This is a genomic window from Rivularia sp. UHCC 0363 (genome assembly GCF_034931125.1).
In the GTDB taxonomy this organism is placed as follows: domain Bacteria; phylum Cyanobacteriota; class Cyanobacteriia; order Cyanobacteriales; family Nostocaceae; genus Rivularia.
On sequence record NZ_JAYGHM010000012.1, the window covers coordinates 63,033 to 75,271 of the forward strand.

Genomic DNA, 12,239 nt, shown 5'->3' on the forward strand with positions numbered 1-12,239 from the left:
GGGAGATGAGGAGATGGGGAGATGAGGGGATGGGGAGATGAGGAGATGGGGAGATGAGGGGATGGGGAGATGAGGGGATGGGGAGATGAGGGGATGGGGAGATGAGGGGATGGGGAGATGAGGGGATGAGGGGATGGGGTAGTTAAACAGCGAGCAAGATGCTCGCACTACTCTTAACTCCTAACTCCTAACTCCTAACTATTAACTTCTAACTCCTTTTATTCCGTCTTTCTTCAAGTTTGAGTAACATTTCCGCGTGCATTTCGCGGGTTATGGGATAAAAATAGGTTAAAAATAATCCGCAAATTAAACATACTATGGGAACGGGACCGACAGCGATACGGATAGCTGAAAGTGCGGATTCTGGCTGGATGGGTAATTGAGTTTGTCCGGGGATATTTGCTAAGAAGCCGGAAGTTTGCAAGGCTATTCCGACTAAAAACAAACCAAGAGCTAAACCAAATTTTTGCAGTAGTACCATGAAACCATAAAATACTCCTTCGCGACGTTGCCCGGTTTGTAATTCATCTAGTTCAATTACATCAGGCATCATTGACCAAGGAACTAAATAAGCCACAGATACCCCAGAACCTGCCATTACTGCTAAAAAATACATTAAACCAATTTGACCAGGCTGTAAGAAGAATAATCCCGTAGCTGCGATCATCCATAAAAACATTCCCATAAAGTAAACGGCTTTTTTGCCAACTCGTTTACTTAATGCACCCCAGACAAATAACATTAATAAAGCGGTTCCCTGTACCCCGATCATGACTGCGGGTACATCTGATTCGTTTAACTTCATGCAATAAATCACAAAGTAAGGGATAACGCTAGCGGTTATTTGTACCCCCAACCAGGAAAAAAGATATATCCCAATGACGAATAGAAAAGGTTTGTTACTAAAAACAATTTTTATTTGTTCTGCAATGGGAAGCGATTCGCTTTCCTCACTTTGGATACGTTTCGCTTCAAAAGCCAAAACGCGATCGCGAGTTCCCCAAACGCACCAAAATAATCCTAAAACTGAAATTACCGCACAAACCGCTGCTAAAACTAAATACTGCTGTTGACGGTTAAAAATTTCCGAAAATGTTGGCGAAAATATTAGTTGTGCTAGTAATAATGAAACGATACTACCGCCGATGGAAAAAGCGAAGCGGATACTATTAAGACTGGTTCTTTCGTCGTAATCTTGAGTTAATTCTGGAGTCATTGCCGTATAAGGCAAATTGACCACCGTATAAAATACTTGAGATATTACTCCAATAATCACGTAATACCAAAATAATCCCCAAACGTTGGTAGTTGGGACAATCCACTGCAAAAAGAAGAAAATCCCAAAAGGAATTGCACCATACAATAGCCAAGGAAGACGACGACCCCAACGACCCGATTTAGTTCGATCTGTTAAAACTCCTACTATTGGGTCATTAACCGCATCCCAAATTTTACCTACCATCAAGATACTGCCAGCTAAACCTGCTGGAATACCGGCTACATTTGTAAAGAAAAACAGCAAATAGAATACGGAAATATTTGCAGTAATAGCCGGACCCAAATCTCCCGCACCGTAAGCTAGCTTAGTTTTTAAGTTGAGTTTTTTATCTTTACCGACTTGGGGATAACCATCAGCAGCAGAATCGTTCATAATACCCACACTCGTATTACAATAAAGAGTTTGGCATCTACTATTATTTTTATACCTCCCTTATGCCAGACCTTTATATCTCGTGGTCAGATTATCACCACAAAATTGAACAACTAGCTGCTCAAATCTATCAATCCGGCTGGGAATTCAACCAAATAGTTTGCCTTGCTAGAGGTGGACTGCGAGTAGGGGATATTATATCCCGTATATACCAGCAACCGCTAGCAATATTAGCAACATCATCTTACAGCGGTGCGGGCAAGCAAGAAAGGGGGCAATTAACCTTTTCTCATCATTTAACAATGACTACAGAAACATTAGGCTCGCGAATCCTTTTGGTTGATGACTTGGTAGATTCAGGAGTTACGCTCGAAGAAACTATTCCTTGGTTAAAGAAAAATATTCAGACCCCTATTGAAGAAATTCGTACTGCCGTTATTTGGTATAAAGCTTGCTCGGTAATCGCTCCTAATTACTATACAGATTACCTATCTGATAACCCTTGGATTCATCAACCATTTGAACATTATGAATCGATTAATCCAGCCGAACTTGCCGAACAAAAGTTAGGAGTGAGGAGTTAAGGGATTTTGGATTTTGGATTTTGGATTAAAAGATTTAGCAGTTATGGGATTTTAACAACTGATGCGTTTTTTGGATTTGTGCTGCGGACACGCTACGCGAATGGATTAGAAGATTTAGGAGTGAAGATTTAAGAGTTAGCTGTATAAATTTCTCCCAATGCTTGATACCCTATTCTAAATCCAAAATCCACTGACGCGGAAGCGTCTTCCCGTTTTTGTAATCCAAAATCTAAAATCTAAAATCTAAAATAGCCAGAGCCACATCGGCAGGGTGATGAGTAATAATACGGTTCCTAGAGCAATTGTTGTTACTGCTAAATCACTGTCGAGATTGAAGGCTTCAGCAATTATTAAAGTGGAGAAGGCGGGAGGCATTGCCATTTGCAGTAAAATTATTTTTGCTGGAGTACCTGTTATACCTAAAAGTGGTAAGGTACTGCCTAAGATGAGGGGTACTAGCAGCATTTTTATGGCGACGCTAACTCCTGCTTGGGGTACATTGTGCCAAGATTTTAACTTGCTCAGTCGCATTCCCATCAAAAGTAAAGATAAAATTACCCCACTCCAAGCGAGTTTTTCTAAATAAAATTCTGCAAAGAGGGGAATTTTCACTTGACGAAACAGCAAGCCGAATCCGAAACTCCATAAAGCCGGATTGATTAAGATTGCTTTAGTGTTTTGCCAAAAATTGGTAGCGCTACCACCAAAACGGGCTGCAAGAGCCACACCCAAACCCCAAGTACCGAACAACGAACCCAATAAATCGTAAAATATTGCCCAGGCAAAATACTCAGTCCCATATATTGACAGTGCTATGGGATAACCAAGAAAACCCGTATTTCCTACCATTGCCGATAAAATAAAACTTCCCTGAGTCGGCAACTGAGGAACTGTATTTGTAAAATAAGCTTGGCATTTTATTCCCAACCAAGCAAAAAAGGCTCCTAGGAAAATGGCTGCGTAAGCAATTACGGGTGCAACCCAAACTGTTCCTGATAAGTCGGCTTGGCGCAAAAAAGCAACAATTCCTATAGGTACTCCGATCCAAAAGAGAAACTGACCTAAGCGATTTGGAACCGTTGAAGGGAGCCTGCGTCCCAGGATAAATCCGATTAAAACCAATCCAAACAGCTTAAGGTATAGTTGTGACATACTCCTACACTGATGCTACTGCCTACAGTATAGGCTTCTCGGTGACTCCTGGTATTCCATCGAACATTGACCGAGCTTTATTCGCGATACGGGATGCCCCTCCGCACCGGGTTTTTATTAATTTTCTGTTAATATGTAGGCTGCATTTCTACATTTAATTGGGTTACACCTACATTTTGATTTTACTAAAAATCGGGTTAGCCTAACGGCTCACTTAGTGAAGGTAATTTATAAGCACACTTTCGTGGGCGAGTTTCCCGACTTGAGGAAAGTGTAAGGCTTCTTACGATTGAAGCCAAGAGGTTTATCAAGACAAAATCGGAAACTGCATATGTAACCTGTAATCTAACAGGTTTCTTTCTCTACAGTCTACAATCTTTAATGATTAGTGAACATTCATCAGGAGTTGAGCCTTGAATAATGAGTTTTCCGAAGAAGTACAAAACTCAACCCCCTCAGAAATTGGCGAAGATATTCCCCAAGCTTTGCGCGATACTCCTGATGCGGCACCCAAATTAGGTTTACGCCCCTGGTTTTTAGCGATCGCCGGAGTAACGAGTGTTGTTGTGCTTGCTGCAATCAGTGGTTTGATCTTTTACGCTGCTGCACCGAAAAATACTGCTAAGCAGCCGGAACCTACTAGTTCGGTTTCTCCCGATACACAAAATACTAATTCTAACAAAGAATCTATTTTGGGTCATCTAAAATACCAAGAAGCTTCAGCAAAGCAAATTGTAGCAATTAATGCCAACGGGCGGGTAAGACTGCGAGAATCTGCGGCTAAAAAATTTGAGCAGATGGTCAAAGATGCCCGTGCTTCGGGTATTAGATTAGTGCCAATTTCAGGGTTTCGCTCCATCAAAGAACAGGAACAGTTATTTTTTCAAGTAGGTGCTACACGCAATCAAACACCAGCCCAAAGAGCATCAGTTAGCGCTCCTCCCGGACACAGCGAACATCACACGGGTTACGCTGTAGATATCGGTGATGGTGCGGTCCCAGCAACGAATCTGAGTACAAATTTTGAAAACACCCAAGCCTTTAAATGGTTGCAAGCCAACGCAGCACGTTACAGTTTTGAATTGTCATTCCCTAAAGATAATATACAAGGCGTGAGTTACGAACCTTGGCACTGGAGATTTGTTGGCGATCGCGATAGTTTGGAGACTTTTTATAAAGCTAAGGATATTAAGCCAGTTCCCACACCATAGTCTTAGGGAAAATTATCTGGCGAATATAATGCCTGAGCAACCGCCCTCAGCCTAGAAGGCTGGGGCTACAATTACGAAGCCCGCCTGCGCTGGCTAGAGCCTTGTAACTACCCGGAGAACGTGATTCCTAATTATATCTAGTTCAATCAGATATATTTTTTAAAATATCTAATGTCACTTTAGGTTCTAAAATGCCTAGATCTGATTGGGACTTTATTTCTACGTTCCCATTTAAATTTCCCCATGAGAAAGAACAAGAAAAAATAGCCAACTTCCTAACCGCGATTGATCGCAAAATCGAAACCCTCTCCCGTCAAATCGACCAAACCGAACAATTCAAAAAAGGCTTACCGCAAAAACTGTTTGTGTAGATTGTTAAAATTAAATCAACTAATCCAGAGCCAAACTGACCCCAAGCAACTGCAAACCATAGGAGGTAACGAACCATGATCGCAGCCAAAGAAAATTTCCCCACCCTAACCCCCGAAGAATATTTCACTTGGGAAGAACAGCAACTAGAAAAACACGAACTGATCGACGGTCAAGTTTATGCTATGGGCGGCGGTCAAGCTTATGCCATGAGCGGTGGTAGCAAAAACCATAGCTTACTTGCTGCCAAATTCATCACATTGTTTACTAGTCATTTAGAAGGGAGTGGCTGCGACACCGCAACTTCAGACCTGCGAATTAACATTGTTGGCACAAATAACTACACATATCCAGATGTCAGCGTCACCTGCGACGATCGCGATAAAACCACAACCCAATATATTACCTACCCCTGCTTAATCGTTGAAGTTCTCTCAAAAACTACGGAAGCCTATGATCGCGGTGGCAAATTCAGAATGTACCGCCAAAACCCAGCCTTAATTGATTACCTACTAGTCAGTTCCACCAGCATCGAAATCGACCTGTATCACAAAAACGACGCAGGCGACTGGTTGATTATCAACTACAAAGTAGGCGACACAATCGAACTCAAAAGCATTAACCTTAATTTCCCCATTGAACAAGTCTATCGCGGTTTAACCCTTGAACCAGGGAATGGGGAATAGAATCAAAGCATTACTCATTATTGCCCAATATGCTAACCCTAGAAATAGCCATTCAAAAAATCCAACAACTCCCCCTCGAACAACAAAAAAAAGTGATCGAATTTGTATAATTCCTTGAATTTCAAGCCGATCGCCAACAACCCGAAACACCTCCCCAACAAGATCAAGACTTTTTCGCCCTAGTCGGAATTTGGGAAGGGAAAAACATTACCCTAGACACCATCCGTAAAGACGCATGGGGTGAAGAGAATCAACTTTATCAAATGATAAGGTTGACTTTGATTTGTTTTTGAGGCAATCTTCAACGATTTCATGATTCTCCCTAAATCGCCCAATAACTGCAAATCCTTGCCAACTGCTTGTTCAAACACTAACAACCCACATTCTGCACTTCACTATCTAATACGCAATGATTATGGAGTATAGATAACTTGGCAAGCACAAAATTTGCAAAAGTAAAGTATTTGTAAGTAAAAAATCACCAAGCTAACCATATTTTTTATATTGCTTTATACTACAAAGTGAAACACGAAATACAGGTTAAAAACTATCCAAAAATCGGAACAATAAGTTTGCCACATTCTATTGGAAGCATAAGCTTGCCGTTGCGGCAAAGTTATGAGTAAAGTCACATTGATAACTACTCATTGTTAATTGTAAAAATGGAGCTAAGCGGATTCGAACCGCTGACTTCCTCAATGCCATTGAGGCGCTCTACCAACTGAGCTATAACCCCGCAAAATGCATCTTTCATGATGCCTGAATAACCTACAATTTGTCAATATATAAATTTGAAGATGTTTAACTAAGAAGTATAACAATGAAATTAATCATAACCATAAAATAACAAAAAAATTATGATGAAGCTTGTAGCAAGTAGCTCATACAGTGTCCCATGAGAAAGTAAACTACCATCATCGCGGCGGCTGCTAGAGCAACTAACATACCAGCTAGCATCAACGAAAATTCTTTGTCTTCAAAAGCCTTTTCCATTAAGTGTAAAGACCAAGCTACTAACGCTACATCAAGAACTAAAATAGGTATCAACATTTTTCTTAAGTTATATTAATTATTGTTAACTTATATTAACATCGTTTCTAAGAACTGTGTTGAACTAATTTAGATGTTGAAGAAGCGAAGATTTTACTTTTTAAAGCGAGTTTCGGATGGGAATTTTTCGCTCATTTAAGTAATTCTTGATTTGCGCTACACTAAGCTGTCCGTAATGCAAAAGCGACGCTAACAATGCTGCTTCAGCTTGTCCCTCGGTAACTGCGGTATATATATGTTCGCAATTTCCCGCACCACCAGAGGCGATTACCGGAATATTTACAGAGTTGGCAATTGACTTAGTTAATTCAATGTCATAACCAGCTTGAGTACCATCAGCATCCATACTTGTTACTAACAGTTCTCCTGCACCTCGTTTTTCAAGTTCTTGCGCCCAATGAAGGGCATCTAAACCAGTATTTTCTCGTCCGCCGCGAATATAAACATCCCAACCAAAATTATCTGTATCTAACCTTCGCTTAGCGTCGATCGCCACAACTATACACTGATTACCAAAACGTTCGCTGGCTCGATTAATGAAATCTGGGTTTCGTACCGCAGTAGAATTAATACTAACCTTATCTGCTCCAGCTCGTAACAGTTCTTTAACATTTTCTAAGGTTTGGATTCCACCACCTACGGTTAGCGGAATAAATACCTGTTCGGCAGTACGGTAAACCACGTCAAGAATGATGCCTCGGTCTTCATGAGTAGCTGTAATATCCAGAAACACGATCTCATCTGCACCAGCTTCATCGTAAACCTTTGCTAATTCTACTGGGTCGCCAGCGTCCTTGAGGTCTACAAAGTTAACTCCTTTGACAACTCGTCCCGCCTTGACATCTAAGCACGGTAAAATTCTCTTAGCTAGCATGATTTATGAAAGCACTCCCATCGTATTTACCCGAAATATAAATTTTAGAACTGACTTGCTTACTCGACAAAAAAAATTTTGGCATCCGTGCTTTCTCGCATTTACTGCGGCGATAAATTCTGACTCATTGCTCCAATTGAAACAATCAAAAAACTATCTATAAGCGGATTATGGCGATTATCTCCTCTAAAAAACAGCCCCAAGAACCAAACAAAGAACCGCGTCAGCGAAAGGAAGTTGTTAAAGAACCCAGCGATGAAAATCTTTTGCAACCCCAAGCGGCCGTAGATGAGACTGATAATAAAGAAGAGGGTATTCGTCCACAGCGGTTTGCCGATTATATTGGGCAAAAAGATTTAAAAGATGTACTTGAAATTGCAATCAAAGCAGCCAAATCCAGAGGTGAAGTACTAGATCACCTGCTGCTTTACGGTCCTCCGGGGCTAGGTAAAACTACAATGGCAATGATTTTAGCATCCGAAATGGGGGTAAATTACAAAATTACCAGCGCCCCTGCTTTGGAACGTCCCCGAGACATTATGGGACTGCTAATCAATCTTAAACCTGGAGACATTATCTTTATTGACGAAATTCATCGCTTGTCCCGGATGACCGAAGAAATCTTATATCCGGCGATGGAAGATTATCGTTTGGATATTACTGTAGGTAGAGGTTCTAGCGCTCGTACTCGCAGCATTCCCCTAGCGAAATATACCTTAGTTGGAGCAACAACCCGCGTCGGAGCCTTGAGTTCTCCCCTGCGCGATCGCTTTGGTTTAATTCAAAAACTAAAATTTTATGAAGTTGAAGAACTCAGCCAAATTGTCCTGCGAACTGCTCAATTACTGAAGACTGATGTAACCAAAGATGGAGCCTTAGAAATCGCCCGTAGAGCGCGAGGAACGCCGCGTATTGCCAATAGATTACTCAAGCGCGTCCGCGATTATGCTGAGGTCAAAACAACTGGCAAGATCGACGAAAGCGTAGCAGCCGAAGCTCTGCAATTATTCCAGGTAGACCCCTGCGGCTTAGATTGGACCGATCGCACAATGTTAAGCACCATCGTCGAACAATTCAATGGTGGTCCTGTGGGATTAGACACAATTGCCGCTGCGACAGGTGAAGACACCCAAACTATTGAAGAAGTATACGAACCATATTTAATGCAAATTGGTTACTTACAGCGGACTCATCGTGGTAGGGTAGCAACACCTGCGGCTTACAAGCATTTAGGTTTTAAGCCACCAAACGAACAATTATCTTTGCTTTCCTAACATAAAAAGAGTTAGGAGTTAGGAGTTAAAAGTTAGGAGTTAGGAGTTAAAAGTTAGGAGTTAGGAGTTAGGAGTTAAAAGTTAGGAGTTAAAAGTTATTAATCAGTGTCATCAGTGTCATCCATTTAATCCGTGTTCGGAGTTAAGTATTATTGATAAATTTTCCCTATCTACTTACATTTTTGTGGGATGGGCTTCGAGTCCGTCCTTTCTATATCAATTGAAATTACTATGACCAAACTAATTGCAATCTTATTAAGTTTACTTCTAATATTTAGCTGGGTTGAACCCGTTGCTGCTTTAACAACTCAGCCTCTTAACCTGACACAAGACCAATTAAACCAACAGGATGAGTTCGCAAATCAGGCTTTTGATGCTACCAACAAAGGTGATTTTGCTACCGCTGAAAAATATTGGACGAAAATTATTGAAGCATTCCCCGATAATGCAGCAGCTTTAAGCAATCGGGGAAACTCTAGAGTTAGTCAAAATAAATTAGAGCAAGCATTAGCAGATTTTAATAAATCGGTAGAGCTTGCACCTAATGTCACAGATCCTTATTTAAATAGAGGAACCGCTTTAGAAGGTTTAGGAAGATGGGATGAAGCGATCGCAGATTATAATCACGTTTTGGAATTAGACCCCAACGATGCAATGGCTTACAATAACCGGGGAAATGCCGAAGCTGGTTTAGGAAAATGGGATGAAGCGATCGCAGACTATCGTAAATCAACTGAAATTGCTCCAAATTTCGCTTTTGCTCGGGCTAATTACGTTCTTGCGCTTTATGAAACGGATCAAAAAGATCAAGCTATTCGGGAGATGAAAAATATTATCCGTAAATATCCTCAGTTTCCCGATGTACGGGCTGCACTTACGGCTGCACTTTGGGTAGCAGGAGAAAAAGGTGAAGCTGAAAGTAATTGGGTTGCAGCTTATGGATTAGACCGTCGTTATAAAGATATTGATTGGGTGAAAAACGTGCGACGCTGGCCCGATAGTATGGTAGCTGCTTTGGAAAAGTTTTTGAAGTTGCAGTGATTTTACTTGTATTATATTTTTGAGACAACTACAACTTAAATCCTACTAAAAATTACATTTGTTACGTATTTATTTATGATGATTATGTATAAATAAAATAAATACGTAATTAAGGATAAAATTTTCTATGAACTGGAAAAGTATCGGATTATTCACCAGTGGAATTGTAATGTCCACTACAGTGTCTTCGATGTTCGCAGGAATTACAAATGCTCAATCAGTGCGATCGCTAAATCCAAATTTAGTACCAGTTCAAGGAAAAACAGTTCAAAATTTTGTTCCTAAAGGTTGGAAAATTCAGGATAAAGTGGAAGGAGATATCAATCGCGATGGGAAACCAGATACGGTATTAACCTTAATTGAAGCAGGAACAGAATTTGAACGTAGCCGTGCAGTAGTAGTTTTAATCAAGCAGGCAAATGGAAATTTACAACGTCTAGCAGTTGCGAATAAATTATTACTATGCTCATCCTGTGCAGGTGTTCTCAGTAGTCCAGATGGAGCAGGCACAAATATTGAAATTAAATCGGGAGTTATTACAATATCTCAGTTAAGTGGTTCTCGATCGGCACGTAATACTGTATACCGTTTTTGGATAGATAAATCTTCTCAGAGATTAGTATTAATTGGTAAAGATACTCTTGATTTTGATCGTGTGAATGGTGATTCAACTTTGATTAGTCAGAACTATCTAACCGGACAACAAATAGTCGAAAAGTCTCGCGCTCAAAAAGTAGTTTCGACTAAAAAATCTACAATTCCTAGAAGCAAGCAGTTGATTGAAACTGTAAGTATCTATAATAATTAATTTTATTTTTGAAGAGTTCGACGCGAAAAAACGACCTCTCAAAAACCTTAAAAGCGTTGACTAAATTGGGTTGAGAAGTCGGGCTTTGAAATGGGAGTATCTGTAACACCCTTACAAATTTTCTAAAAACCCGACTTCTGACAATTGAATTATTTTTATAGAACTCAGGTTTATTTAAACTTAAACTTGCACCAAATTATCGGTAAGAATAGAAATCATATCCGAAGCCAAAATTTGCACTGTTTCTTTACTAATTGAAGGTTGAGAAAACATAAAATTCAACAACATTTTCCCGCGAAAAGTAGAAACAGCAGCAGCAAAAACACCTCCAAATGCTGATTGTGCTGTAACAAAGCTAATTTCTTCTAATTCAAATTGACCGTAATTATGCGGTATATTAATCCGACCAATATTAGTTAAAGCAGCACTTACAGCCGATTGATAAGGACTTTTGAGAAAAGATGTCATAATCGTTTTAAACATCAACATTTGTCTGAATGCACTGCCGCTTGCTAAACCTTTTTCTAATTTTTGTTTGATATCTCGTGCTAAATCCCAGAAATTATCGTTTATTTGGAAATTATGAAAAGAAAGAATAGCAGAAGCTATTGCACCTAGATCCTCGTTATTTAATTGTGGTTTTAAACGCAAGCGTAAACTCACAGATGAGCGAAAGCTGAAATAATTATTTTTTATTTGGGAAGTATTAGTTTTTTTAGCAACTGCAAACAACATTGCAGCACCCAAAGCAGCTTGTACTGTAGTTTTTTGTTGCCGACAAACGTCTAGCAAGCGTGTAGTTAATTCTGGATCTAGCTTTCTATGCACCATTCCGCAGCTACGAGATTCTAAAGGTATGTTTTTTTCAAAAATTAAAGTTATAGGTTGATAACGCAATAACTGTATTTTCAAGTTCAATAAATAAACAATATTACCTATTTGTCCTGTAAAACCCTGAATTGATTTTGGTATTAATTTGTCAATAGAAGGTAATTGAGTTAACCGATTAACATTAGTTTCTATTTTCCCTTCCGCAATATTTTGACAATTAGTTAATATTTCCGAGTGTAATTGGATGGATGATGAAGCATCTGCGATCGCGTGATGTATGGTTGTGAGCAGATAACAAGTATTTTCGTCTTCCTCAAAATTAATCAGCGTGACTCGTAGCAGATTGCGATCGCTATCGATTTTTTGATTTAATTCTTCGATAACAACTTCTTCCCACTGCTCTATTTGTTGCTTCTGCACAACTGATAATGGGATTTTCTCGGCTCCTGTTTCAAACCAAAAACTATTTGATTTTGCGACAATCCGAGAATTAAGTAAAGGATGACGACTTTGAGTAACATCAAGCGCTTGTCTGAGCAATTCTTCACCAACAATTCCTTTAATGCGGCTAATCGTCACAATATGAAACGAAGCCGCAAGATTATTTAAAATTTCCATTGCTTGCTCGTGGGCAGCAAGTTGTCTGTTTTTTAACATGGGTAGATGGGGAGACAAGGTGATGGGGAAGAAAGAATTTTTAATTCCTAA

General features: G+C 39.9%; 12 protein-coding genes and 1 tRNA gene. 7 read left to right on the forward strand and 6 right to left on the reverse strand.

The annotated features are described in order from the left end of the window. Window positions 1–208: 208 nt before the first annotated feature. Complete coding sequence (locus tag VB797_RS09385; protein WP_323237405.1) at window positions 209–1,651, reverse strand: MFS transporter; 1,443 nt, start codon at window positions 1,649–1,651, stop codon at window positions 209–211. 62 nt (window positions 1,652–1,713) lie between these two features. On the opposite strand from VB797_RS09385, the gene VB797_RS09390 reads away from it, so the two are divergent. Next, window positions 1,714–2,235 carry a phosphoribosyltransferase gene (locus VB797_RS09390; RefSeq protein ID WP_323237406.1) on the forward strand — a complete coding sequence of 174 codons (522 nt, stop codon included), beginning with the start codon at window positions 1,714–1,716 and terminating at the stop codon, window positions 2,233–2,235. Window positions 2,236–2,478: 243 nt separating this feature from the next. Here the strand turns inward: VB797_RS09390 and VB797_RS09395 are convergent, their stop codons facing one another. Beyond that, on the reverse strand, window positions 2,479–3,387 hold the full coding sequence (locus tag VB797_RS09395; protein ID WP_323237407.1) for an AEC family transporter: 909 nt from the start codon (window positions 3,385–3,387) through the stop codon (window positions 2,479–2,481). 413 nt (window positions 3,388–3,800) lie between these two features. On the opposite strand from VB797_RS09395, the gene VB797_RS09400 reads away from it, so the two are divergent. From VB797_RS09400 to VB797_RS09410, 3 genes are all read left to right on the forward strand, one after another. After that, on the forward strand, window positions 3,801–4,598 hold the full coding sequence (locus tag VB797_RS09400) for a M15 family metallopeptidase (protein WP_323237408.1): 798 nt from the start codon (window positions 3,801–3,803) through the stop codon (window positions 4,596–4,598). A gap of 164 nt (window positions 4,599–4,762) precedes the next feature. Then, on the forward strand, window positions 4,763–4,969 hold the full coding sequence (locus VB797_RS09405; RefSeq protein ID WP_323237456.1) for a restriction endonuclease subunit S: 207 nt from the start codon (window positions 4,763–4,765) through the stop codon (window positions 4,967–4,969). 75 nt (window positions 4,970–5,044) lie between these two features. After that, window positions 5,045–5,653, forward strand: a complete 609-nt coding sequence (locus tag VB797_RS09410) for a Uma2 family endonuclease (protein ID WP_323237409.1) — start codon at window positions 5,045–5,047, stop codon at window positions 5,651–5,653. A 663-nt stretch (window positions 5,654–6,316) separates the two neighbouring features. On the opposite strand, the gene VB797_RS09415 is transcribed toward VB797_RS09410, so the two are convergent. The 3 genes from VB797_RS09415 to hisF form a co-directional block, all read right to left on the reverse strand. Beyond that, window positions 6,317–6,389 (reverse strand) — tRNA-Ala (locus tag VB797_RS09415). 119 nt (window positions 6,390–6,508) lie between these two features. After that, on the reverse strand, window positions 6,509–6,703 hold the full coding sequence (locus VB797_RS09420; RefSeq protein ID WP_323237410.1) for a hypothetical protein: 195 nt from the start codon (window positions 6,701–6,703) through the stop codon (window positions 6,509–6,511). Between the two features lie 100 nt (window positions 6,704–6,803). After that, window positions 6,804–7,577 carry an imidazole glycerol phosphate synthase subunit HisF gene (hisF, locus tag VB797_RS09425; protein ID WP_323237411.1) on the reverse strand — a complete coding sequence of 258 codons (774 nt, stop codon included), beginning with the start codon at window positions 7,575–7,577 and terminating at the stop codon, window positions 6,804–6,806. A gap of 170 nt (window positions 7,578–7,747) precedes the next feature. Here hisF and ruvB point away from each other — a divergent pair, with 170 nt between their 5' ends. The 3 genes from ruvB (at window position 7,748) to VB797_RS09440 (ending at window position 10,700) form a co-directional block, all read left to right on the forward strand. Continuing rightward, entirely contained in the window at window positions 7,748–8,851 is a 1,104-nt protein-coding gene (ruvB, locus tag VB797_RS09430) for a Holliday junction branch migration DNA helicase RuvB (RefSeq protein ID WP_323237412.1), read from the forward strand. A gap of 231 nt (window positions 8,852–9,082) precedes the next feature. After that, window positions 9,083–9,892 (forward strand): tetratricopeptide repeat protein, encoded by an 810-nt coding sequence (locus tag VB797_RS09435; RefSeq protein ID WP_323237413.1) that lies wholly within the window; start codon window positions 9,083–9,085, stop codon window positions 9,890–9,892. 127 nt (window positions 9,893–10,019) lie between these two features. Beyond that, window positions 10,020–10,700: a hypothetical protein gene (locus VB797_RS09440; RefSeq protein WP_323237414.1), complete on the forward strand. Its 681-nt coding sequence runs from the start codon at window positions 10,020–10,022 to the stop codon at window positions 10,698–10,700. Window positions 10,701–10,880: 180 nt separating this feature from the next. Here the strand turns inward: VB797_RS09440 and VB797_RS09445 are convergent, their stop codons facing one another. Next, window positions 10,881–12,188 (reverse strand): phthiocerol/phthiodiolone dimycocerosyl transferase family protein, encoded by a 1,308-nt coding sequence (locus tag VB797_RS09445; protein WP_323237415.1) that lies wholly within the window; start codon window positions 12,186–12,188, stop codon window positions 10,881–10,883. Window positions 12,189–12,239 lie beyond the last annotated feature (51 nt).

What these genes read in the sequence shown, in the direction of transcription:
- VB797_RS09385 (WP_323237405.1), bottom strand. Translation starts at nt 1,651, where the DNA reads ATGAACGATTCTGCTGCTGATGGTTATCCCCAAGTCGGTAAAGATAAA.
- hisF (WP_323237411.1), bottom strand. Translation starts at nt 7,577, where the DNA reads ATGCTAGCTAAGAGAATTTTACCGTGCTTAGATGTCAAGGCGGGACGA.
- ruvB (WP_323237412.1), top strand. Translation starts at nt 7,748, where the DNA reads ATGGCGATTATCTCCTCTAAAAAACAGCCCCAAGAACCAAACAAAGAA.
- VB797_RS09445 (WP_323237415.1), bottom strand. Translation starts at nt 12,188, where the DNA reads ATGTTAAAAAACAGACAACTTGCTGCCCACGAGCAAGCAATGGAAATT.
- VB797_RS09440 (WP_323237414.1), top strand. Translation starts at nt 10,020, where the DNA reads ATGAACTGGAAAAGTATCGGATTATTCACCAGTGGAATTGTAATGTCC.
- VB797_RS09435 (WP_323237413.1), top strand. Translation starts at nt 9,083, where the DNA reads ATGACCAAACTAATTGCAATCTTATTAAGTTTACTTCTAATATTTAGC.
- VB797_RS09410 (WP_323237409.1), top strand. Translation starts at nt 5,045, where the DNA reads ATGATCGCAGCCAAAGAAAATTTCCCCACCCTAACCCCCGAAGAATAT.
- VB797_RS09395 (WP_323237407.1), bottom strand. Translation starts at nt 3,387, where the DNA reads ATGTCACAACTATACCTTAAGCTGTTTGGATTGGTTTTAATCGGATTT.
- VB797_RS09420 (WP_323237410.1), bottom strand. Translation starts at nt 6,703, where the DNA reads ATGTTGATACCTATTTTAGTTCTTGATGTAGCGTTAGTAGCTTGGTCT.
- VB797_RS09390 (WP_323237406.1), top strand. Translation starts at nt 1,714, where the DNA reads ATGCCAGACCTTTATATCTCGTGGTCAGATTATCACCACAAAATTGAA.